The sequence below is a fragment of the Bradyrhizobium zhengyangense genome, assembly GCF_022012555.1.
Taxonomy (GTDB): domain Bacteria; phylum Pseudomonadota; class Alphaproteobacteria; order Rhizobiales; family Xanthobacteraceae; genus Bradyrhizobium; species Bradyrhizobium zhengyangense.
In genome coordinates, this window is record NZ_JAKLTZ010000006.1 from 331,997 (window position 1) to 354,603 (window position 22,607).

Consider the following 22,607-nt stretch of genomic DNA (forward strand, 5'->3'; position numbering starts at 1 on the left):
CACGCCGATCCCCTGTACCAATGATATACGCTTCTGGTTGATCTCGCGCCCCGGACACAGCGCAAAGTCAGTCCGGGACCGAAACGTCGTATGGCGCGCAATGCGGCCATTGGAGGCCGCACTGCGTCCAGAGAGCAAAGAGCCTAGCTCTTGATGTCGGCCGACCAGGTCTTCTCGATCAGCTTCACGACGTTGTCGGGCATCGGGATGTAGTCGAGCTCTTCGGCAGACTTCGCACCCTTTTCAAAGGCGAACTTGAAGAACTTCAGCGCTTCCTGCGACGCGGCCTTGTCGGTGGCGTCCTTGTGCATCAGCACGAAAGTCGTCGCGACGATCGGCCAGGACTTGTCGCCGGGCTGGTCGGTGAGGATCAGGTAGTAGCCCGGAGCGCTGGTCCAGTCGGCGTTGGACGCGGCGGCCTGGAACGCCTCGTTGGTCGCGTCGACGGTCTTGCCGGCCTTGTTGACCATCTTGGTGTAGGTCAGCTTGTTCTGCTTGGCATAGGCGTATTCGACGTAGCCGACCGAATTCTTGGTCTGGGCGATATTGCCGGCAACGCCTTCGTTGCCCTTGGCGCCGACGCCAACCGGCCACTCGACGGCGGTGCCCTCACCGACCTTGCTCTTCCAGTCGGCGCTGGTCTTGGACAGATAGTTGGTGAAGTTGAAGGTGGTGCCCGAACCGTCCGCGCGGTGAACGACCGAGATCGCATCCGACGGCAGCTTGGCATTCGGGTTCAGCTTCTTGATCGCAGCGTCGTCCCACTTGGTGATCTTGCCGATGAAGATGTCGGCGAGGGTGGCGCCGTCGAGGACGAGTTCGCCGGCCTTCACGCCTTCAATGTTAACGACCGGGACGATACCGCCCATGACCATCGGCCACTGGGCGAAGCCGTCCTTCACGAGTTGATCCGCCTTCAACGGAGCGTCGGTCGCGCCGAAGGTCACGGTCTTGGCCTGGATCTGCTTGATGCCGGCACCGGAACCGATCGACTGGTAGTTAACGCCGTTGCCCGATTCCTTCTTGTAAGCGTCGGCCCACTTGGAAAGGACGGGGAAAATGAAGGTCGAGCCGGCGCCGGTGATGTCGGCGGCGAAAGCCGTCGTCGTCGTTGCGGCGACCAAGCCGGCAGCGACGATAGTCTTGAGGAAATTCATGCTGGTCTCCATACAGGGGAGCGAAGCGCCATCCGCGCCCGATCGCGCTCCCCGTGCCGCCCCTTTAGGAGCGGTCGGCTGAGCTTTTACGAAGGTTTCGTGACAGTCGGATGACGGCACTAAGCGATTGAAATCACTTTGCTTTATCGCCTAAACTAAAGTCTTAGCCTGGGGGAAACAGGCGGTGAACGTCGCACCCTGCTTGGGCACGCTTTCGATTAAAAGACGGCCGCGGTGACGGTTAAGAATATGTTTCACCAGCGATAATCCGAGTCCCGTGCCGCCCTGCAAGCGGCTGTCGCCGACGTCCACCCGGTAGAACCGCTCGGTCAGGCGCGGCAGGTGCTCGGGCGCAATGCCGGGGCCGAAATCCCGCACCATGACCCGGATTTCCTGAATTGCATCGGCGGGCGCAGGCAGCGTCAGCGACACGATCACGCGTCCGCCGGAGGCGCCATATTTGAGCGCGTTTTCGATCAGGTTTTCGAACAGGCGGAGCAGTTCCTCGCGGTCGCCGGCAATCATGACCGGGCCGTCGGGCAAATGAGTTTCGACCTCGACCTGGCGCTCTCGCGCCAGCGGCTCGAGCCCGTCGGCGACCTGGAAGATGATCGGCAAGAGGTCGACCAAGGTGTCGGGCCGCACATGCGCCGATAGCTCTACCCGTGACAGCGACAGGAGGTCGTCGATCAGGCGCGCCATACGCGTCGCCTGGTTGTGCATGATGCCGAGGAAGCGCTCGCGCGCCTTGGGATCGTCCTTGGCCTGGCCCTGGAGCGTGTCGATGAAGCCGGACAACGCGGCCAGCGGCGTGCGCAATTCATGGCTGGCATTGGCGACGAAGTCGGCGCGCATCTCCTCGACCCGGCGCAGCGGCGTCTGGTCGTGGAAGGTCATCAGCATGCATTTGTCGGCGCCGCCGAAATTGGTCGGGACCGGCACCGGGGTGATGATCAGCTCCATCCAGCGGTCGACCGGAACATGGTCGAGATAGGTCGCGCGCCGCGGCTCGGTGGTGGCAATCGACTCGCGCAGCGCCGTGATGATTTCCGGCGAGCGCAGCGCGAACTGGGCGAGCTCGTTCTTGCGCAGCGCAGGCGCTAGCTGAGCGGCGGCCGCGTTGAGATGGATGACCCGGCCGGCGCGGTCGAGCAGCACCGCGGGATCCGGCATACCGGCGACAACCGCGGCCACCGCGGCGCCTTCAACCGGATTGACGCGCCTGACGTCCTCGCGCGAGGCGGAGGTATCATGCAGCCGCCAAGGGATCAGCGCCGCCGCGGCGATGCAGAGGAACACCGTCACCGCCCGCAGCACCGACAACTCGCCGAGCGAAACCACGACCGACAGCGCCAGTGCCGCAGCGATCAGGATGATGGTCGAGTGCCGCAGCCGGTCGGACCATGGCTGCACCGTGGGAGACGAGGGGGCGTCGATCGCCATCGGGCCGGGCTTCTCCTATGTTCGCGTTGCGCCGGTCAGGCGCCGCCGCCGTCGCTGCGCTTTCTCACATAAGCGGCTTTGGGCGGTGGACCTGGGTCGAGCTTGAGCGCCGCCTGCTGCAAACGTTTCGATCGGGCACCGATGATAACCTCCCGAAACGTCAGCAAGATTACAGAGATGACGAAAGGGGACAGATAATAGAGGACCCGGAACAACAGCATGCCGCCGAGCAGTTCCTCACGGTCCATCTGCCAGAGCCCGACCAGCATGGCGGCGTCGAAGACCCCTAGTCCCCCGGGCGAATGGCTGGCGAAGCCGAGCAGCGTCGCCGAGACGAAGATGACTGCGACCACGACGAAGCCGAGATTGGGCTCGTCGGGCACCAGCACGTACATCGCGAGCGCGCAGAAGCCGAGATCAATGATGCCGATGGCGATCTGCAGCAGCGTCAGCGGGCCGCCCGGCAGCACTACGGTCCACGGACCGCGCCCAACCACCCGCGGCTGGGTCCAGACCCAGATCACGTAAGCAACCAGCGCCACGATGATCATCATCGCGATGGTGCGGTTCAACCAGGGCGGCAGTTGGTCGATCGCGGCGGCCGCCTCCGGATGATAGGAGATGCCGAGGCCGAGCACGGCCGCATTGCCGAGCCAGAAGGTGAGGCCGGCCAGGAAGCAGATTTTCGCGACGTCGATCGCGTTGAGGCCATAGGCCGAATAGATGCGATAACGCACGGCGCCGCCGGTGAAGACGCTGGCGCCGACATTGTGGCCGATCGAATAGCTGGTGAAGGCTGCGAGCGCATTGATACGGTACGGCACGTGGGACTGTCCGATCGCGCGCACGGCGAACAGATCGTAGAAGGTCAGCGTGAAATAGCCCGCGGCGACGAACAACGCGGCCATCGCAATCTGGCGCGGTTCGGTGCTCTTGATCGCCTCGATCACCTCGTTCGTGTCGATGCCGCGCAGCATGTGAAAGAGCACATAGCAAGCGATGCCGATGACCGCGACGCTGATCACAACTCCAAGCTTATGCAGGATTTGCTTCTGGCGCAGCAACGTCATCGCCCTGCGTATGGCTTCCAGCATCTAGACCTCGAACAACGCTTCAGCGGCCAGAATGGCCGGCGAACAGGCGAACGACGCAATGGCACTCGACGAACCCTCGCCGTCGGCTCCGGTCTCGCGTATGCCCCCCGTCCCTCCACTAGCGCGTTTTGAAGCGGAGTGGAATTCGCCAATGCGAACAAAATCACGTGCCTTCAATATTTTAGGCAGGCTTGCGAGCTCATGATGCACGGTTTGGCGCTTTCGGCGGCAAGGCTGACGCGAATCTCCATGGCAATCCTGCGCAGTCGCCGTGAAGTTTTGATGATTTCGACCGGACAATGTTCCGTCACGCCTTAAGTCGATCTCAATCTATGGACCGCATCCGCCTGTTGAAAGAGGGGGCCGGCTGCGAGGCACACGACGACGTGGCCTACGCCTCGCTCCCGGTCATCGGGTTGCACTGCGACATAACAGACGTCATCGCGGCCGCCCGCCAGGGTAGCCGCGACAAGCATGTTGCTTGGAGGTAGCGTTTGCCTCAGGCCGCAAGCTGCGGGCGTATCGCTTCGATGCCGGCGATCCAGCCGGCGACAGAGCGGCCAATCGCCTCAGCGTGATCCTCCTGAAGGAAGTGCAGCCCGGCGCCGAGGCGAACCAGCGCGCAGTGCGTCAGGAACGCTGCGAACCGCTCGGCAAATTCCGGCGCGACCAGCGCCCCGGGCTCACCGGTGAACAGCAGCTTCGGATAGGACGACGCGGCCAGCGCCGCATGCGCGGACTCGAGCACAGCGTAGACGTCGGCGGGCTCACCGGCGATCGGCAGTTCGCGCGGAAGCGCAAGCACGGGACGGCGGCTCTCCGGCGTCGGGAATGGCGCACGATAGGGTGCCATCTCCGCTTCGCTCAGCCTGCGCACGATGCCGCCGGGCAGCACGCGCTCGACGAAGGCATTTGCCTCGAGGATCATCGCTTCGCCTTCACCCGGCGTCCTGAATTTGCGGAAGACCGCGCGTGCCGCCTCGGCATGGTCCTGCTCTTCCGCGACCTCGGTGAGGTGGAAGTCCTGCCAGGTCGGCATCGGACGGATGAATTCCATGAAGGCGAGGCCGCGCACGAAATCGGGCCGGCGCGCGGCGAGATGAAATGCGAGCGCCGTGCCCCAGTCCTGCGCGACGAGATAGGCCGATTTGATGCCGCGCGCTTCGATGAAGGCATCGAGATAGCGGACAAGATCGAAGAAGCGGTAGGCGATGTCGGGCTTGTCGGATTGACCGAAGCCGATGTTGTCGGGGGCGATGCAATGCGCGACCGGTGACACCAGCGGCAAAATGTTGCGCCAGATGTGTGAGGAGGTCGGATTGCCGTGGAGGAACAGCGCGACGGGCGCGCCTTCCGCGCCAGTCTCGCGATAGGCCATGTGGCTTCCGAGGACGGACGCTTTGCGAATCTCGATGTCGATCGGCTTGGTCATGTCGGCTCCCTGAACACGGTTTGGAATGCGATGGTCTTGAAACGTTCGAGCGCTTTGGGATTGCGGTCGACCTTCATGCGCAGGATCGCGCCCTGCCAGGACGCGAGCAGGAAGTCGGCAAGCTCATCGGGCTCGAAATCGGATGCGATCTCGCCGCGCGCTTGCGCATCCCTGATGCAGGCGGCGAACGGGGCGCGCCATTCAGTGAAGATCGCTGCGAGGCGCGCACGCAGCAGTTCGCTGCTGCCTGATGCCTCCAGGCTGAGATCGCCGATCAGGCAGCCGCGGCCATAGCCGTCGGCCTCAAGGCGTCCGGTGATGATGTCGAGATAGCGCCGCAGGCGCGCGCGGGGCGTCAGCGAGGTGTCCTCGAGCGCCTCGGCGACGAGGCCGCGGGTGACGTCGAAATAGCGATCGAGCACCTCGGAGGCAAATGCCTCCTTGGAGCGGAAATGGTTGGTGAAGGACCCCTGCGGCGCGCCCGCCGCAGCGGTGACGTCGCGCACGCTGGTGCCGTGATAGCCGGTCCGGAACATAACCTTGAGGCCGGCGTCGAGGATGGCGTCTTTCAGTGATGGCTTGGGCATGAGCAAAATAATACGTACGTACGTATTATTGTCAAGCGGCGTCTTGCGTCTGCGGCAATCTGGTTGCCAATCAGTCGGTAGCGGATCTGGGATGATCGACCGCCCCGCGACGGGCTGGCGTTTCAGGCCGCAGGCTGGCTGCGCGAGACAACCCAATAGCGCAGCCACGCGCCGATGGTGCAGCCAACGAGATAGCAGGCGAACATGACGAGGCCGAGGTCGAGCCAATAGCCGAAGCGGCCCGGCACCACATGCGCGAACGAGGCCGCGACCAGGCCCGCGACGAGCACGGCAAGCCAGCGCGCGGTCACCTTCGAGGTGCCATTGCCGCGCTGGACCACCGAGATCCAGCCCATGCAGAAGCCCAGCAGCAGCGAGCCGATCAGCCAGCCCATATGGAACGAGACAAGATAGGGCATGATCATCTCACCAGAAATTCGATGCGGCGGTTCTGCGCCTTGCCGTCGTCGGTGTCGTTGCCGGCGACAGGCTGCGTGCTGCCATAACCGACCGCTGTGAAACGGTCCGCGGGCAGGCCGGCCTTGACCAGATAGTCGATCACCGCCTGCGCGCGCTTCTCGGAGAGCGCCTGGTTGAACGAGTCCTCGCCGTCGGCATCGGTGTGGCCGGCGACCTCGATATTGGTGGTGGGGCAGCGCAGTGCGGTTTCGATCAGATGATCGAGAACGCCTGCGGAGTCGGGATCGATGTCGGCGCGTTTGGACTCGAACCGGATCTTGCCCTTGGCCAAGAGCTCCGAGAACAATTGCTGGCAGACGGTGCCGTCGACCGGCCCTGCTGCGGGCTTTACGGTGATTTCGGGCTTGTACAGCCAGGTCTTTGGAAAATCCTTGCCGAGGCCGGCGCGGATGTCGTTGGCCGCGCCTTCATAGAGCGCATCGCCCGACAGCTTCACCTCACGATCCGAGACCACGAGCGTGCCGGTCGACAGCCGCGACAGCGCGCCGAGCGCTGCGACAACCGCGGTGTTGAACGAAGCAGGCGCGCCGATGCTGGCCTTGAGATTGTCGACCACCTTCTCGGTGAAGAATTTCCGCGACGCGCTGGTCGCGATCGCGGCGTGCACGCTGTTGTCGGGCACATAGCCGGTCAGCGTCACCGTGGCGGCAACCGGATCCTTGTAAGCCTGGAAGATGTAAGGCGGCGCCTTGATCTCGTTGGCGGCGATCGAAAAGCCCTCAGGCAGGTTCTTGAGCGCGGCGGCGATCGCCTCGCGGCCGCCGAGGTCGCGCGCCATGCCCGACAGATTGACCTTGGTGTCGGAGATCGTGATCTTGCCGTCCTTCAGCTTTCCGATCTGGTCGAGCAGCAGCATCGCCGCCGCCTCGAAACGCGCAGGCGCGCCGCGGGCGAGCCCCATCTGATCGGCGACCTCGCCGCCATTGACCTCTTTTCGTGCGGCCTCGGTGAGGCGCGCCTTCATCGACGGCAGCGGCGCAGAGCCCGACAGGGTCACCCGCACCACGTCACGCTCGGCGTTCCAGACAAATGGCTTTGCTTCGGGAACAAGGCGGGTCTGGTCGTCGACCAGCCGAACGCCGGGAACCAGCTCGACCGTCGTCACGGCGTCGCGGCGACCCTCCTCGGAGAAGGCGTCCGCGGCCAGGCTGACGTCACGGCCGTCCACAGCGATCCGGGTCTTGTCCAGGACGGTATCCTTGAGCGCGGCCGAACTGCGGGCCGACAGGTCGGCCTCGACGGGCAAGGTGTTATTCCAGGCCGCAAATCCCCACATGACGGCCAGGGGAATCAGCCCCGGCCACCATTTGCTGGCCCACGTGAAAAGCATCTGCATTCGACGACCCGAACTCTGGAACCGGAGACAAAACAAACCCTTGGCAGGCTGTCAAACCGGAAATGGGGCCGTTTCCGGGGCCACCCGTGAAACAATTGGAATAACTTTTTCTTCAAGGGTCATTCCCTACATTGGGGGCGGAATGCCCAGGGGTCGGCCAGCCGGTCATGAAACAACTCCGTAACAACGTCATTCGCGCCGGGCTGGGAGCACTCTACTTCAGCGGCGCGCATCACCTGCTGCGTCCGCTGCTGTCGGGCGTCGGCGCCATTTTCATGCTGCACCATGTTCGGCCGGCCCGTGAGGGCGCGTTCCAGCCGAACCGGCATCTCGAGGTGACCCCCGACTTCCTGCGCGCGACGCTGCGCCATTTGCGCTCGCGCGAGATCGACATCGTCAGCATGGACGAGCTGCACGAACGGCTGATTCAGGGCCGGTTCGAGCGCCGCTTCGCCGCCTTCACCCTTGACGACGGCTATCGCGACAACCGTGACCATGCCCTGCCGGTGCTGCGCGAATTTGACGCGCCCGCAACCATCTATGTCGCCAGCGACTTCGCCGAAGGCACGGGACGATTGTGGTGGACCGCGCTGGAAGCCGTCATCGCCAAGGCCGAGCGGGTCGACGTCACAATCGGCCATTCCGCGCTGCGGCTCGATGCAAGCACGCCGGCCGCAAAGCAGGCGACGTTCGATCGCCTGCACGATTGGCTGCGCGCGCTGCCGGGCGAGCACGATCTGAAGCGCGAGATCGAGGCGCTCTGCGCCGCGCACGGTGTCGACATGGAAGCGCTATGCCGCGGCCTCTGCCTGTCCTGGGACGAGGTGAAGCGGCTCGCGGCCGATCCGCTCGTCACGATCGGCGCCCACACCATCAGCCATTGCAATCTCGCCAAGCTGAGCGAGGAGATCGCCACGCAGGAGATGGCGGTGAGCCGCGTGCGGATCGAGCATGCGCTGGAGCGCGAGGTGCTGCACCTCGCTTACCCCTATGGCGACCGCGAAGCGGCAGGAACGCGCGAATTCGCACTGGCCGCATCCGCTGCCTTCAAGACCGCGGTGACGACACGGCCCGGCATGCTGTTCGCCGAGAACGCCGATCACATGACCGCGTTGCCGCGCGTTTCGCTCAACGGAAATTACCAGGATGCGCGCATCCTGCCGGTGCTGACCTCGGGCGCCGCGACCGCGATGTGGAATGGTTTTCGCCGGTTTGCCGCCGCTTGACTGTTGTCCCGGCCTCGCCCGGGCAACACCGAGTTGACTCCCCTCCCCGCGGCGCTCAAAACGTCGCCAACTCAAGGGAGGTATCATGTCCAACGATTTGTTTTCGCTCAAAGGCCGTATCGCACTCGTGACCGGCGGCTCACGCGGCATCGGCAAGATGATCGCGGCCGGCTTCCTTGGCGCTGGCGCAGCGAAGGTCTACATCACCGCGCGCAAGGCCGGGCCGTGCGAAGCCACCGCGAAAGAGCTCTCGGCGCAGTATGACGGCGAATGCATCGCGCTGCCGATCGACATCTCGACCGTTGAAGGCTGCAACAGGCTCGCCGGCGAAATCATCAAGCTCGAGCCGAAGCTCGACATCCTCGTCAACAATGCGGGCGCGGCCTGGGGCGCGGAATTCGACGAATTCCCCGAGAGCGGCTGGGACAAGGTGATGGACCTCAACGTCAAGTCGCTGTTCTTCCTGACCAAGGCGCTGGCAAAGCCGTTGCGCGCGGCTGCCTCGCACGAGCGTCCGGCGAAGGTGATCAACATCGCCTCGGTCGACGGCATCTTCGTCAATCCCGGCGAGACCTATTCCTACGCCGCGAGCAAGGCTGCCGTGATCCATCTGACGCGGCGTATGGCGACGAAGCTGATCAAAGACAACATCAACGTTACCGCGATCGCGCCGGGAGCGTTCAAGTCCGACATGAACCGCGCCGCGCGCGATCACTCGGACGAAGTGGCCAAACGCATTCCGTCGCGGCGCGTCGGCACCGACGAGGATATGGCGGGCGTTGCGATCTATCTCGCCTCACGTGCGGGCGATTACGTGGTCGGCAACACCATCGCGGTCGATGGCGGTGTGGTGTATGCGAATGCGGGATTGGAGATTGCGGGGTAAGGGGCGGGTTTCAGAGTGGCGCGTCACATGCCCCTGTCATGCCCCGGCTTGACCGGGGCATCCAGCACGCCGCGGCTTCTCGATTTATCTCTGCTGTCTCTGGAATACTGGATCACCCGCTTTCGCGGGTGATGACAGTCTTCGTTGCGCGAGCGTTCGTTCCTGACCCTTACGACTCGATCTTGACGTACTCGAAATCGCCCGGCTTGTTGTCGATGCCGACCTTCGGCGGCGAGATCCAGGAGGCGTACTTGCCGGTTTCGGTGACGGGCTGCATCAAGGAGGTGATGAAGTCACCGTCGGCCGTCGAGGGCAGCCAATCGTCCCGGCGCTTGGCCCAGGTGGCATTGTCGATCAGGATACCGTCGGGCGTGGCGTGCACGTCCTTGAACTCGCCGATATGGCGGTGGAACGCGACGTTCGGCAGCGCCAATTTGAAATCATAGCCGGCGGTCGAGATCACCTTGTTCCAGCGCAGCATGCCCTTGACGCAATCCTGGCTGTAATCGTCGCGAAGGCGCATGTTGAGCGCGGTCAGCGCGGGTTCGTCGACCAGCTTGATCTCGCCGTTGATCAGCTTGAGCACCGGATAGGTCGAATTCTTCAGCTGGTGATCGTCGTCGATCTGGGTCTCGTGATAGCGGCCCTTGATACCGGTGTTGAAGGCATTGGCCGCGTTGGTCGAGACTTCCGAGCCAAACAGATCAAGCGACAGCGTGTAGTGCAGGTTCAGCTTCTTCTGGATGGTCGGCAGATCGATGACGCCGAGTGCGCGGACCTTGGCGACGTCGGTAGGATCGGTGATGCCGGCCTCGCGCATGGCGTCGCAGGTGCGCTGCACGACGCGGGTGATGCCGGTCTCACCGACGAACATGTGGTGCGCTTCTTCGGTCAGCATGAAGCGGCAGGTGCGCGACAGCGGATCGAAGCCCGATTGCGCCAGCGAGTGCAGCTGCATCTTGCCGTCGCGATCGGTGAAATAGGTGAACATGAAGAAGGACAGCCAGTCCGGCGTCGCCTCGTTGAAAGCGCCCAGCATGCGCGGCGCATCCGCATCGCCGGAGCGGCGGCGGAGCAGATCGTCGGCTTCCTCGCGGCCGTCGCGGCCAAAGTATTTCTGGAGCAGATAGACCATCGCCCAGAGGTGACGTCCTTCCTCGACATTGACCTGGAACAGGTTGCGCATGTCGTAGAGCGAGGGCGCGGTCTTGCCGAGATGACGCTGCTGCTCGACGGAAGCCGGCTCGGTGTCGCCCTGGATTACGATCAGGCGGCGCAGCATGGCGCGATATTCACCCGGGACTTCCTGCCAGGCCGGCTCGCCGTAATGCTCGCCGAAGGGCACGACGCGGTTCTCTTCCTGCGGCGCAAGCAGAATGCCCCAGCGATATTCGGGCATACGGACATAGTCGAACTTGGCCCAGCCGCGCGGGTCGACCGAATAGGCGGTGCGCAAGTACACCAGCGATTCCTGGAAGCCCTCCGGCCCCATGTCGCTCCACCAATCCATGTAGCCCGGATGCCAGCCTTCCAGCGCCTTCAGCACCTGGCGGTCTTCGGCGAGATTGACGTTGTTCGGAATCTTGGTCGAGTAGTCGACGTTCATGATGTTCATGTTCATGGCCGCGCGCTCCTTAAACTCTCGTCATATCGAATTTCGGCTTCTGGCCGCTGCCATAGCGGCGCAGCGCGCCCTCCTCGCCGACCGCGTTGGGGCGCTGGAAGATCCAGTTCTGCCAGGCGGTGAGGCGCGCGAAGATCTTTGATTCCATGGTCTCGGGGCCGACGAAGCGCAGGCTCGCTTCCATGCCGGTGAGACTGTCGGGCGAGAAGCTGGCGCGTTCCTCCAGGAACACGCGAACCTCGTCGTCCCAATCGATGTCGTCGAGCGCGAAGGTAACGAGGCCGAGCTCTTCGGCCTGTTCCGCGTCGAGGCTGGTGCCGAGCGTGGCTTCCGCGCGCTCGACATCAGCGGGATCGGCCTGGAAGCGCGATTCAAGCCGCGTCAGGCCGTGGCTCATCGGATAGGGGCCGAAGTTCATCGCCGACAGTTCGATCGAGGGCGGCGGCTGATTGTCGCCCTGGCGGGTGCCGATCAGCATGTAGGAGCGGTCGGCGGCGAAGACGAGCTCGGCCAGCGTGCCGGCAAAGCACGAGCCCGGCTCGACCAGCGTCACCAGCGTGCGCGAGGTGACGTCGATGCGCTTGAGCACGCGCTTCCAGTAATGCCTGATCTCGTTGACCAGCCAGTGTGCCTTGTTGGCTTCGAGGAACGCGTCGGACGCGAGCACATGGGCGCGGTCGCCATGGCTCTTGAAGACGAGCATCGCGATCTCGAGCTCGTTGATGCGCAGATGCAGGATGGCGTCGTCAAGCTCGCGCGCCACCTGCAGCGGCCAGAATGATGCGCCCTGCGCCATCATGCCGTCGATGTCGGCGGGCGGTGCCGCTTCCGGCGCCTTGATCGAGATGGTGGCGATGCGCGCGGCGCGATCGATATCGACGGTGACAAAACCGTAGCGAATGCTGGTCTCGTCGATCACGCGCTTGAGCGGAGAGAGCGCGATGCCCTTGCCGCTGCCGGCGCGCTTTGATTTGCCGGCGAACTCCTTGGCGCGCTCGACGATCCTGGCTTCCAGCTTGGAGTTCGGCGCGATCTCGTCGACGAGGCGCCATTGCACGGCGCGCTTGCCCTTCACGCCTTCCTCGATGGTGCAGAAAAAGTCAGCGTGGTCGCGGCGCACCTTGCGCTTGTCGACGACGCGGGTGAGGCCACCGGTGCCGGGCAGCACTGCGAGCAGCGGCACTTCGGGCAGCGCCACGGCCGAGGCGCCGTCGTCGGCGAGGATGATGTGGTCGGTCGCGAGCGCCAGCTCATAGCCGCCGCCAGCGGCCGAGCCGTTCACCACCGTGATGAAACGCTGGCCGGAATTCTCGGACGAATCTTCCATGCCGTTGCGGGTCTCGTTGGTGAATTTGCAGAAGTTCACCTTGTGCGCATGGGTCGAGCCCGCGAGCATGCGGATGTTGGCGCCGGCGCAGAACACGCGGTTCTTGGCCGAGCGCATCACCACGACCTTCACTTCAGGGTGCTCGAAGCGCAGCCGCTGCACAACGTCCGCAAGCTCGATGTCGACGCCGAGATCGTAGGAATTGAGCTTGAGCAGATAGCCTTCGAACAGGCCGCCATTCTCGTCGACGTCCATGGTCAGCGTCGCAACGTCACCGTCGACCGCAAGCTTCCAGTGCTTGTAGCGGGACGGTTCGGTCTGGAAATCGATGAATGTCGCGCCGCCTGCGAGGCGTCGATCTTCGCCGGCCATGGGCCACCCTTGAGCTCGTCTTGGTTTCTAACGTTAGATGCACAATAGTGCACATTTAGGTGCGCGTCTAGCCCTTATTGGTCAAGATATGCACTTTGCTTCATGAAGGCGCCTAAGATCGCACGACAGCGCCCAGCGCGATCCAGTCGGCCTTGGTGAGCTCGGTGCGGCCGAGCTTGGCCTGGAGCAGCGCCGTCAGCGCCGGCACCGGAAAGCTCTCGACAAAGCCGTCGCCACTAGCCGCCACCTTGCGCGCGCTCAGCGTCCGCAGCTCGGCGAGCGCCTCGCCGAACAGGCGCGCGGCCGAATGCGCCTTTTGCATGCGCAGCCGTAAGTTGGCGTTGGCGACATGGACACAGGCCCGCAGCAGGATGCGCTCGCGGCCGCCTTGCGGAGCCGCCGCCCACAGCGCTTCCAGCACCTCCTGGGATTCCCAGAAATAGCCGCGGTCGTTCAGCGCGAGCCCATAGCGGAGCGCCGGATGGCGTGCCGGCACATAGCCGCGGAAGGCCGAGGGCACCAGCGCCTTGGCCAAATCAAGCGTCTCGTAATCCGCATCGACCGCGCCGGTCTCGCCCGGCACATAGGCCCATCGCGGCCATGGCAGCGGGCTGCCCGCATGTGAAGGCACATTCATGGATGTGCCTTCGCATGGTCATGCAGCGTGTCCCCGAAGTCCCTGATCGTCGCGCAGGGCCGCTCTTGCAAATTGCTCAATCGCGTCAAGCGTCACCCCTGGCGCTTCACGATGCGGGGAATGGCCCGCGTCTGAAATAATTTTCAAATCTACCGGACAGTAGCACTCTTCCTGCGCGATTTCGACCTGACGCAATGTCCCATATTGGTCATCGCTTCCCTGCACGACCAGGACGGGAACGCGGATATAGGCCAGATATTCCGAGATGTCCCAGTCGCGGAATTTCGGGTCGAGCCAGGCGCCGTTCCAGCCGTAGAAGGCGTTGTCGACGTCCTTGTGCCAGCGCGCGAGCTTGGCCTTGAGGTCAGTGGTCTCATAAGTGGACTTGATCGCGGCGATTGACTTCACCGAGATGTCCTCGACGATGAAATGCGGCGCAATCAGCGCGATGCCCTGCAGGCGATGATCCTGATGTGACCCCGCGTAAATCGCCGCGATCGAGCCGCCGTCGGAATGGCCGAGCAGCAGGCCGCGCTTGAAAGGAATGGCGTCGAGCACCTTCGGCAGCACCTCCAGCGCCTCGCGGTGCATGTAATCGAGCGGCCGCGGCAACGCGACCGGACTCGACTGGCCGTAGCCCGCGCGCGAATAGGCGAAGATACCGGCGCCGGTCGCTTGCTGAAGCTTTTCGGGGAAATCGTTCCAGAGGCCAACAGAGCCGAGGCCTTCGTGCAGCATGACGATGGTGGGCACATCGGCGACCTGTGGTGCCAGCCAGATGTATTCGAGGCTGGCGCCGTTGATGCTGAGGAAGCCGGTAGGGGTGAGATTGGTCATGCCCTGTATCCATTCACTCCCGTCATTCCGGACAACTCGCAAAACGAGTTGATCCGGAATCTGGAGATTGCAGTTCATCGCTCGAGATTCTCAGGTGCGCAAGTGCGCACCGTAGTTCGCGCTTCGCGCGCCCCGGAATGACGTAACTGCTCAATTCGTGCCTTCCCGCAGCTTGAACCGCTGGATCTTGCCCGTCGCGGTCTTCGGCAGCGAATCCACCACGTCGATCCAGCGCGGATATTTCCACGGGCCGATCTTCTGCTTGACGTGCTCCTTCAGCATCTCCTGCAAATCCGTCGTCTTTGCGCCCGGGCGCAGCACGACGAACGCTTTCGGCTTCAAAAGGCCTTCCGGATCGGCTTCGGGCACGACGGCGGCTTCCAGCACCGCGGGATGCGTGATCAGCGCGCTCTCGACCTCGAACGGCGAGACCCAGATGCCGGAGACCTTGAACATGTCGTCGGCGCGGCCGCAGAAGGTGTAGCGGCCCTCGGCGTCGCGGACATATTTGTCGCCGGTGCGGGTCCAGGGGCCTTCAAACGTGCGCCGGCTCTTGTGACGCTGATTCCAGTAGCCCTCGCCGGCGGAGGGCGCATCGACCAGGAGCTCGCCGACCTCGCCGTCGGCAACGTCCTGTCCAGACTCGTTGACGAGCCGCACTGCATAGCCCGGCACCGGCTTGCCTGATGAGCCGTATTTGATGTCGCCGGGCGCGTTCGAGAGGAAGATGTGCAACAGCTCAGTCGAGCCGACGCCATCGAGAATGTCGACGCCGAAGCGCGATTTCCAGCTGTTGCCGACGGACTCGGGAAGCGCCTCGCCGGCGGAGGTGCAGATGCGCAGAGCCTTGCTGCCGCGCTCGCTCTTCATCGTCTCGTCGTTGAGCATGGCCGCAAACAAGGTCGGCACACCGTAGAAGATCGACGGGTTGAACCTGTTCATCAGGTCGAACATGCGCGCCGGCGTTGGACGCTCGCTGTTGAGGATCACGCTGGCGCCAACAGACATCGGGAACGTCAGCGCATTGCCGAGGCCATAGGCGAAGAACAGTTTTGCCGCCGACAGGCAAACGTCGCTCTCGCGGATGCCGAGCACCTGCTTGGCGTAGGTGTCTGCGGTCGCCTGCAGGTTCGAATGGATGTGGCGCACGCCCTTTGGCATGCCGGTCGAGCCGGACGAATAGAGCCAGAACGCGGGCTCGTCCGGATGCGTTGCAGCGGTGGCAAACTGATCGCTCTCGCCTGCGATCTCTTCTGCGAGTTGCTTGTGGCCGTTCTGCTTGGCGCCGGAGACCACGACATGCTCGAGATCAGGCATGCGGCCGACGACGTCGTTGATGACGGGATAGAGCGCTTCGGAGACGAACAGCACGCGCGCGCGGCAGTCGGCGAGGATGTAGGCGTATTGATCCGCGGTCAGCAGCGTGTTGAGCGGCACCGGCACGATGCCGGCGCGGATCGCGCCCAGGAACACGATCGGGAAATCGACCGTATCCAACATGATCATCGCGACGCGCTCCTCGCGGCGGACGCCGAGCCGGCGTAGCATGTTGGCAGTGCGACAGGTCTGTTGCTGGAGCTCGCCATAGGTGAGCCGCGAGACGGTGTCGTCGAAGGCGAGCTTGCCTCCCCTGCCTTCCTCGACGTTACGGTCGAGCAGCCAGGTCACCGCGTTGTAGGATCCCTCGCTCACGGTCGTCTCCCCCGAATTTAGAATTATAATTCATAGAAAGACACTGTGACGGCTTGCTGTCAATGGCAGCAGGCACTATGTTTCATTAAAGCGCGCCGCAGGACCTCCTGTAAAGAAGCCCCATGACCGACAGTCCCGACGCCGAATCCCGCTTTCTCGAACAACTCGGCCAGCGCGTGCGCACCATGCGCGCGCTGCGCGGCATGTCGCGAAAAGTGCTCGCCAAGGTATCAGGAATTTCGGAGCGCTACATCGCGCAGCTCGAGAGCGGCAAGGGCAATGTCTCTATCGTGCTCTTGCGACGCGTCTCCGATGCGATGGGCGCCCATCTCGAAGACCTGCTGCCCTCGGCCGATCCGACGCCGGACTGGCAGATGTTTCGCGACCTCCTGCGCAAGGCGACGCCGGCGCAGATTGCGCAAGCAAAAGATCTGCTCACTGGGGGCAGCGCAACTGCGCCGCGACGCGCGCCGTTCTGCGGCATCGCGCTGATTGGCCTGCGCGGGGCCGGCAAATCGACGCTCGGGCGGATGCTGGCGAGGAAAATCGGCTGGAGCTTTGTCGAGCTCAACAAGGAGGTCGAGCAGCAGAACGGCCTCTCGGTCGCCGAGATCATTGCGCTGTACGGCCAGGAAGGCTTTCGCCGCATGGAGCAAGCAGCCTTGCAGCAGCTGCTTGCCCGCAACGAGCTGATGGTGCTGGCGACCGGCGGCGGCATTGTCTCCGAGCCGCTGACCTTCGACCAGATCCTGACGTCGTTCTACACGATCTGGCTGAAGGCCGAGCCGGAAGAGCACATGGCCCGCGTGCGCCGCCAAGGCGATCTGCGCCCGATGGCGGACGACCGCTCCGCGATGGCCGAACTGCGCAACATCCTGCTCAGCCGCGAGCCGCTCTATGCGCGCGCGACGGCGGTGGTGGATACGGCGGGATTGTCGGTCGATGCGGCAGCCGCACGTCTGATCGATGCGGTACGGCCGGTGCTGCAGAACGAAGCGCGCAGCTTTGGGCTGCGCAGCGTGGCGCTGTAGCGATGACTGACAGCGACGTCACCACCTCCATGTTCGAGCGCATCGGTGGCAGTGCCACGATCGACCGGCTGGTCGACCGCTTCTACGACCGCATGGATACGCTGCCGGAGGCGACAATCATCCGCGCGATGCATGCGGACGATCTCGGGCTGATCAGGGACGTGCTGAAGCGCTATCTCACCGAATGGACCGGCGGTCCCAAACTCTATACTCCTGAGAAGGGCCATCCGCGGCTCCGCCAGCGCCACATTGGCTTTGCCATTGGCGACGCCGAGCGCGACGCGTGGCTGCTCTGCATGCGCGGTGCGATGGAGGAGACCGTCACTGACGCCGCTGCGCGGCAGGACCTCGATCGCGCGATATCGGGCCTCGCCGACTGGATGCGCAACCGGACGTGAGGCCGCTCACCGGGCGAAGCCTTACTTCGGACGCGGCTAGATCGACCAGTAGTTCGGATGCTGGTAGGACCGCGAGCGGTCGCCCCAGTCGAACTCCTCGCCATCGAACTCGCAGGGGCCGCTGCTCAATTGCTCCGGCGTCAGCTCGACCTGGAAGGCCTGACGGCCCGGATCGTATTTAAGTGCGCTCCATTGCACCGGGTAATGGTGATGCGTCCCGAGCAGGCCGCCGGTCTTGATCACGGCGTAGGCGACCGTTCCGCTCACCTTGTCGAGCATCAACCGCTCGATCGTGCCGAGCCTGGTGCCGTCGCAGCCGTAGACGGCGACGTGCTGCACGCGATCACTGGGAACCATGGTGTGTTGCATGGCGTGCTCCCTGGTCTTGGATGGGCGCATCATAGCACAGACACCGGACGGTGGGTGGATTGCCGTCAACTAAAGCAATCGCGAGCGCACCGATTCCGCGCCCTCGCGCAGCAGCGGCAGGAAGCGGTCGATCAATTCCTGCGCCGGCACGCGGTCGACATGGGCGCCCATGTTGATGGCCGCAACGATCACACCGTCGTAACGGCGCACGGGCACCGAGATCGAGCGAAAATGCGGCTCGGCCTCGCGGTCGACCAGCGAATAGCCCTGCGCGCGGTCGGCGGCGATGCGCTCGCGCAGCGCCTTGGGATCAGTGACCGTTTGCGGCGTCAGCGCTTCGCGCTTCATCGCCTTGAGGCGCACTAGCAGATCTGCGTCGTCGATCTGGCCCAGCATGGCGCGGCCGACCGAGGTGCAGAACGCCGGCAGGCGGTAGCCGATCTCCAAGCCGCCGGAGAACATCCGCGCTGGGCTGCTGCGAGCAATGAACACGACGTCGTCGCCATCGAGCACTGCGAGCGAGGAGATCTCGTTGGCTGCGGTCGCAACGCGATCGAGCACCGGTTGCAGCACCGCGACCAGCTGATTGGAGCGCAAGTAGGACGCTGCCAGCGTCAGCACATGTGGCGTCAGCGAGAACAGCTTTCCATCGCCGCTGACAAAGCCGCCGCGCTGAAGCGTGAACAGCATGCGCCGCGCGGTGGCGCGCGGCAGCTCGGCAGCCCGGGCGAGATCGCTCAGCGTCATCGGACCGGCATTGGTGCCAAAGCACTGCAAGAGACGCAGGCCGCGATCGAGGGCTTCAACGAAATCCGTCGCGCGCTCGTCGGTGTCGCTCCGTTTCAGCTTGGGCATCGGGTCCGGCTCATCTGCAAAATAGTGCTTGCTGCCGGTTCAAGGCATGTCATAATTCGCCCATTCGTTCAATAGGCGAACAAAACGCCCCTCCCGCAAAAGGACGCGACCGCCATGATGAGCCAGGAGCAGAACGACCTGATCACCCGCACCGGGCCGAAAGACCCTTGCGGCAAGCTGATGCGGAGCTACTGGCAGCCGGCGGCGCTGGTCGATGAGCTCGAAGGCGCGCGGCCGATTCGTCCCGTCAAACTGCTCGGCGAGAACCTGGTGCTGTTTCGCGATGAAACCGGGCGCTACGGCCTGATCGACCGTCACTGCGCGCATCGCGGCGCCGACCTCGCCTTCGGGCGACTCGAGCATGGCGGGCTGCGCTGCGCCTTCCACGGCTGGCTGTTCGACGCATCAGGCCAGTGCATCGAGACGCCGGCCGAGCCGAAGGATTCAAAGCTCTGCCAGAATATCCGCCAACGCTCTTATCCCGTGGTGGAGAAGAGCGGCATCCTCTGGGCCTATCTCGGTGAAGGCGAGCCGCCGGCCTTTCCGGAGATCGATTGCTTCGTCGCGCCCGGCACGCACACCTTTGCTTTCAAAGGTCACATGGCCTGCAACTGGTTGCAGGCGCTCGAGGTCGGCATCGATCCCGCGCACGCCTCCTATCTGCATCGCTTCTTCGAGGACGAGGACACCTCGACGGCCTACGGCAAGCAATTCCGCGGCGCTTCGGCCGGCTCGGACATGCCGATGACGAAAATCCTGCGCGAATACGATCGCCCGATCATCAATGTCGAGCACACCGAATATGGCCTGCGCCTGATCGCCCTGCGTGAGATCGACGAGGAGCGCACGCATGTGCGCGTCACCAACCAGCTGTTCCCGCACGGCTTCGTCATACCTATGAGCACGGAGATGACGATCACGCAGTGGCACGTGCCGGTCGATGACGAGAACTGCTACTGGTACGCGATCTTCACCAGCTATACGAACCCGGTCGACAAACAGAAGATGCGCGACCAGCGGCTCGAGCTCTATGAGCTGCCCGACTACGTCTCGCGCAAGAACCACAGCAACGATTACGGCTTCGACCCGCACGAGCAGCAGACCGCGACCTATACGGGGATGGGCACTGACATCAACGTTCACGACCAGTGGGCGGTGGAATCGATGGGCGCGATCCAGGACCGCACCAAGGAGCATCTCGGCACGAGCGACAAAGCGATCGTGCAATATCGCCGCCTGCTGCGGCAGGAGATCGAAAAGGTTTCAGGCGGCGAGAAGCCGATGCTGTTCCTGGATGAGGCCAATGCGCGCAGCATCCAAGGGCCGGCCACGATGGACGGCATCGGGCCGACCCGCGGGTGGGAGACTTACTGGATGGAAGTCGACGTCAGGCGCCGCCGCGGCGCGCCGTGGACCGCGCCTGTGCCAAAGGACATCGCGGACAATGTGCATCGGCTGACGGCGGCGGAGTGAATTTAGGGCACCGTCGTTCCGGGGCGATGCAATAGCATCGAACCCGGAACCTCGAGATTCCGGGTTCTCGCTTCGCGAGCCCCTGGAATGACAGGGTAGCAAGGAGTAACCAAAGTGACTTTCGTCGCGCGTCATGCGCTGTGGTCGGATGAGCAGAAGGACGCCGCGACGCGCATGCGGCGCATTGTCGAGGACAAGAACCTCGAGGTCATCCGCCTTGCCTTCCCGGACCAGCACGGCATCTTGCGCGGCAAGACCATCATCGCCACTGAGGCGATCGCCTCGCTGGAGAGCGGCTGCTCCATCACGACGACCATGCTCGCCAAGGACACCTCGCACCGCACGGTGTTTCCGGTGTTCACATCAGGCGGCGGTTTCGGCATGAAGGAGATGGAGGGTGCGGCCGACGTGCTGATGGTTGCCGACCCCACCACGTTTCGCATGCTGCCGTGGGCGCCGACGACGGGCTGGGTGTTGTGCGATCTCTATTTTGGGGATGGCCGCCCCGTGCCGTTCGCCACGCGCGGGCTCTACCGCAAGGTCGTCGACGAGCTCGGCAGAAGCGGCCACGATTTCGTCGCGGGACTCGAGGTCGAATTCCACATCTTCAAGCTCGATGATCCACACATGCGTGCGGAAGACGCGGGCCAGCCGGGTACGCCGCCGTCCGTCAGCCTGCTCAGTCATGGCTATCAATACCTCACCGAGCAGCGCTTCGATCAGATGGAGCCCGTGCTGGAGATTTTGCGGCGAGACATCGTCGCCCTCGGGCTGCCGTTGCGCTCTGTCGAGGTCGAGTTCGGACCGAGCCAGTGCGAGTTCACCTTCGCACCGAAGAAGGGCATGGAGCCCGCCGACAACATGGTGCTGTTTCGCTCTGCCGTGAAGCAGATCGCGCGCCGCCATGGCTATCACGCCACCTTCATGTGCCGGCCGAAACTGCCAAACCTGTTCGCCAGCGGCTGGCACCTGCATCAATCGATCGTCTCGCGCGCGAGCGGCGAGAACCTGTTCATGCCCAGGGAGGCCGGTCAGCCGCTCAGCGAGTTCGGCCGTTTCTATCTCGCCGGCCTGCTCGATCACGCCCGGGCGGCCACCGTGTTCACCACGCCGACGATCAACGGCTACAAGCGCTACCGGTCCTATTCGCTGGCGCCTGACCGCGCGATCTGGGGTCGCGACAATCGGGGCGTGATGATCCGCGTGCTCGGCGGCCCGAACAACGACGCCACGCGGCTGGAAAACCGCGTCGGAGAGCCCGCCGCCAATCCCTATCTCTATATGTCAGCGCAGATCCTCGCGGGCCTCGACGGTGTGGACCGCAGGCTCGATCCCGGTCCGTCGGCCGACACGCCCTACGAGACCAAGGCGCCGCTGTTGCCGAAGTCCTTGCGCGATGCGGTCTCGGCGCTGAAGGACGATCCGTTCTTCCGCGAAAAGTTCGGCGCGGAATTCGTCGACTACTACACCCACATCAAAAACGCCGAGATTGACCGCTTCCTGGCCGAAGTGACCGACTGGGAGCATCGCGAATATTTCGAGATGTTTTGAGGGAGAACCGCCTCACGACCCTGTGAGGCGACTTCATCCCGGCTGTTCCGACGACACCACTCGGCGCCCCGACGAAGCCGTTTTCCAGCCCCCGCGAAAATCGCTGGAAAAGTGCGAGGGCTATCCTTGCCCCTCATGATCAACAATGGAGTTCGATCATGTTGAGTCAATTGTTCAGTCTGATCTATCGCCTGTCTTGCCGGACCACCCTGATCGAGATCGGGACGCACCGCCTCGCCCGCTAATAGGCTCGCGAGTCAGGTCAGACGGATTGACCAAATGAAGGGGGTTTCCATGCGCAAGCTAATCCTCATTGCGACACTGTCGCTGTTGGCGAGCCAAGCTTATGCCGGCGGTTCGCGCAGCCTGAGCCTGGCGGCGACCAATGCGAACCAGGCGACTGAGCAGCCGGCAACGACCGCTCCGCCGCAGACCACACAGGCTCCGACGGCGACGCCGCCCGCAAATGTGCAGACGGCGACCACGACACCGGCTCCGCCGCCACCGGCCGCACCAGTGCAAACCGCGACCGCGCCGGCCGCGACGGCTTCGCAGCCGATTGCCGAAACCGCCAAGCCGAAGCACCGCGAGCCATCGACCGAGGCACGTGTGATCCGCGAGCTGCATCGCCACGGGATTTATTGGTAGTTGGTTGCCCCAGCTCTCTCCCCAACGTCGTCCCGGCGAAGGCCGGGACGCACAGCCCTACGGAGAAGTTTGAGGAAGACCAGTCGCCCGGTACCGATACCGACTGCAATCGAGAGATTCCGCCGTATGGGTGCCGGCCTTCGCCGGGACGA

Annotated in this window: 21 protein-coding genes; 7 read left to right on the forward strand and 14 right to left on the reverse strand. The window is 63.8% G+C overall.

Going from position 1 to position 22,607, the window contains the following annotated elements; translation table 11 throughout:
* Window positions 1–143: 143 nt before the first annotated feature.
* The 7 genes from pstS to L6639_RS24440 all read right to left on the reverse strand — a co-directional run bounded on the left by pstS (window position 144) and on the right by L6639_RS24440 (window position 7,529).
* Window positions 144–1,157, reverse strand: coding sequence for a phosphate ABC transporter substrate-binding protein PstS (pstS, locus tag L6639_RS24410; RefSeq protein ID WP_237864173.1), 1,014 nt, complete (start codon window positions 1,155–1,157; stop codon window positions 144–146).
* A gap of 150 nt (window positions 1,158–1,307) precedes the next feature.
* Window positions 1,308–2,600 (reverse strand): ATP-binding protein, encoded by a 1,293-nt coding sequence (locus L6639_RS24415; protein WP_237864174.1) that lies wholly within the window; start codon window positions 2,598–2,600, stop codon window positions 1,308–1,310.
* Between the two features lie 35 nt (window positions 2,601–2,635).
* Window positions 2,636–3,694 (reverse strand): lysylphosphatidylglycerol synthase domain-containing protein, encoded by a 1,059-nt coding sequence (locus tag L6639_RS24420; RefSeq protein ID WP_237864175.1) that lies wholly within the window; start codon window positions 3,692–3,694, stop codon window positions 2,636–2,638.
* Window positions 3,695–4,193: 499 nt separating this feature from the next.
* On the reverse strand, window positions 4,194–5,126 hold the full coding sequence (locus tag L6639_RS24425; RefSeq protein ID WP_237864176.1) for a haloalkane dehalogenase: 933 nt from the start codon (window positions 5,124–5,126) through the stop codon (window positions 4,194–4,196).
* Entirely contained in the window at window positions 5,123–5,713 is a 591-nt protein-coding gene (locus L6639_RS24430) for a TetR/AcrR family transcriptional regulator (protein ID WP_237864177.1), read from the reverse strand. Before L6639_RS24430 ends, L6639_RS24425 begins: the two co-directional genes overlap by 4 nt.
* A 122-nt stretch (window positions 5,714–5,835) precedes the next feature.
* The gene (locus L6639_RS24435) at window positions 5,836–6,132 is read right to left on the reverse strand and encodes a hypothetical protein (RefSeq protein ID WP_237864178.1); all 297 of its coding nucleotides are present in this window, start codon (window positions 6,130–6,132) and stop codon (window positions 5,836–5,838) included.
* Between the two features lie 2 nt (window positions 6,133–6,134).
* Entirely contained in the window at window positions 6,135–7,529 is a 1,395-nt protein-coding gene (locus tag L6639_RS24440) for an OmpA family protein (RefSeq protein WP_237864179.1), read from the reverse strand.
* Between the two features lie 167 nt (window positions 7,530–7,696).
* Between L6639_RS24440 and L6639_RS24445 the strand changes: the two genes are divergently transcribed.
* Together L6639_RS24445 and L6639_RS24450 are read left to right on the forward strand one after the other, a co-directional pair.
* Window positions 7,697–8,755: a polysaccharide deacetylase family protein gene (locus L6639_RS24445; protein WP_237864180.1), complete on the forward strand. Its 1,059-nt coding sequence runs from the start codon at window positions 7,697–7,699 to the stop codon at window positions 8,753–8,755.
* 85 nt (window positions 8,756–8,840) lie between these two features.
* Window positions 8,841–9,641 carry an SDR family oxidoreductase gene (locus L6639_RS24450; protein ID WP_237864181.1) on the forward strand — a complete coding sequence of 267 codons (801 nt, stop codon included), beginning with the start codon at window positions 8,841–8,843 and terminating at the stop codon, window positions 9,639–9,641.
* Window positions 9,642–9,810: 169 nt separating this feature from the next.
* Here L6639_RS24450 and boxB read toward each other — a convergent pair whose 3' ends face one another.
* The 5 genes from boxB to L6639_RS24475 form a co-directional block, all read right to left on the reverse strand.
* Window positions 9,811–11,262, reverse strand: coding sequence for a benzoyl-CoA 2,3-epoxidase subunit BoxB (gene boxB / locus L6639_RS24455; RefSeq protein ID WP_237864182.1), 1,452 nt, complete (start codon window positions 11,260–11,262; stop codon window positions 9,811–9,813).
* Window positions 11,263–11,275: 13 nt separating this feature from the next.
* Window positions 11,276–12,964 carry a 2,3-epoxybenzoyl-CoA dihydrolase gene (gene boxC, locus L6639_RS24460; protein ID WP_237864183.1) on the reverse strand — a complete coding sequence of 563 codons (1,689 nt, stop codon included), beginning with the start codon at window positions 12,962–12,964 and terminating at the stop codon, window positions 11,276–11,278.
* A 112-nt stretch (window positions 12,965–13,076) separates the two neighbouring features.
* A complete protein-coding gene (locus L6639_RS24465) occupies window positions 13,077–13,601 on the reverse strand; it encodes a DUF309 domain-containing protein (protein WP_237864184.1) in 525 nt (174 codons plus the stop codon).
* Between the two features lie 18 nt (window positions 13,602–13,619).
* On the reverse strand, window positions 13,620–14,438 hold the full coding sequence (locus tag L6639_RS24470; RefSeq protein WP_237864185.1) for an alpha/beta fold hydrolase: 819 nt from the start codon (window positions 14,436–14,438) through the stop codon (window positions 13,620–13,622).
* Window positions 14,439–14,588: 150 nt separating this feature from the next.
* Window positions 14,589–16,130, reverse strand: coding sequence for a benzoate-CoA ligase family protein (locus L6639_RS24475; protein ID WP_237864186.1), 1,542 nt, complete (start codon window positions 16,128–16,130; stop codon window positions 14,589–14,591).
* A 122-nt stretch (window positions 16,131–16,252) separates the two neighbouring features.
* Here L6639_RS24475 and L6639_RS24480 point away from each other — a divergent pair, with 122 nt between their 5' ends.
* A complete protein-coding gene (locus L6639_RS24480) occupies window positions 16,253–17,161 on the forward strand; it encodes a helix-turn-helix transcriptional regulator (RefSeq protein ID WP_237864187.1) in 909 nt (302 codons plus the stop codon).
* A gap of 2 nt (window positions 17,162–17,163) precedes the next feature.
* Window positions 17,164–17,559: a group II truncated hemoglobin gene (locus tag L6639_RS24485; RefSeq protein WP_237864188.1), complete on the forward strand. Its 396-nt coding sequence runs from the start codon at window positions 17,164–17,166 to the stop codon at window positions 17,557–17,559.
* 36 nt (window positions 17,560–17,595) lie between these two features.
* Here L6639_RS24485 and L6639_RS24490 read toward each other — a convergent pair whose 3' ends face one another.
* Both L6639_RS24490 and L6639_RS24495 read right to left on the reverse strand, forming a co-directional pair.
* On the reverse strand, window positions 17,596–17,928 hold the full coding sequence (locus tag L6639_RS24490) for a PRC-barrel domain-containing protein (RefSeq protein ID WP_237864189.1): 333 nt from the start codon (window positions 17,926–17,928) through the stop codon (window positions 17,596–17,598).
* Window positions 17,929–17,997: 69 nt separating this feature from the next.
* A complete protein-coding gene (locus L6639_RS24495; RefSeq protein ID WP_237864190.1) occupies window positions 17,998–18,783 on the reverse strand; it encodes an IclR family transcriptional regulator domain-containing protein in 786 nt (261 codons plus the stop codon).
* A gap of 114 nt (window positions 18,784–18,897) precedes the next feature.
* Between L6639_RS24495 and L6639_RS24500 the strand changes: the two genes are divergently transcribed.
* The 3 genes from L6639_RS24500 (at window position 18,898) to L6639_RS24510 (ending at window position 22,455) form a co-directional block, all read left to right on the forward strand.
* Window positions 18,898–20,256 carry an aromatic ring-hydroxylating dioxygenase subunit alpha gene (locus L6639_RS24500; RefSeq protein ID WP_237864191.1) on the forward strand — a complete coding sequence of 453 codons (1,359 nt, stop codon included), beginning with the start codon at window positions 18,898–18,900 and terminating at the stop codon, window positions 20,254–20,256.
* 114 nt (window positions 20,257–20,370) lie between these two features.
* Window positions 20,371–21,807 carry a glutamine synthetase family protein gene (locus L6639_RS24505; protein ID WP_237864192.1) on the forward strand — a complete coding sequence of 479 codons (1,437 nt, stop codon included), beginning with the start codon at window positions 20,371–20,373 and terminating at the stop codon, window positions 21,805–21,807.
* Window positions 21,808–22,101: 294 nt separating this feature from the next.
* Window positions 22,102–22,455, forward strand: a complete 354-nt coding sequence (locus tag L6639_RS24510) for a hypothetical protein (RefSeq protein ID WP_237864193.1) — start codon at window positions 22,102–22,104, stop codon at window positions 22,453–22,455.
* The last annotated feature ends 152 nt before the right edge of the window (window positions 22,456–22,607 follow it).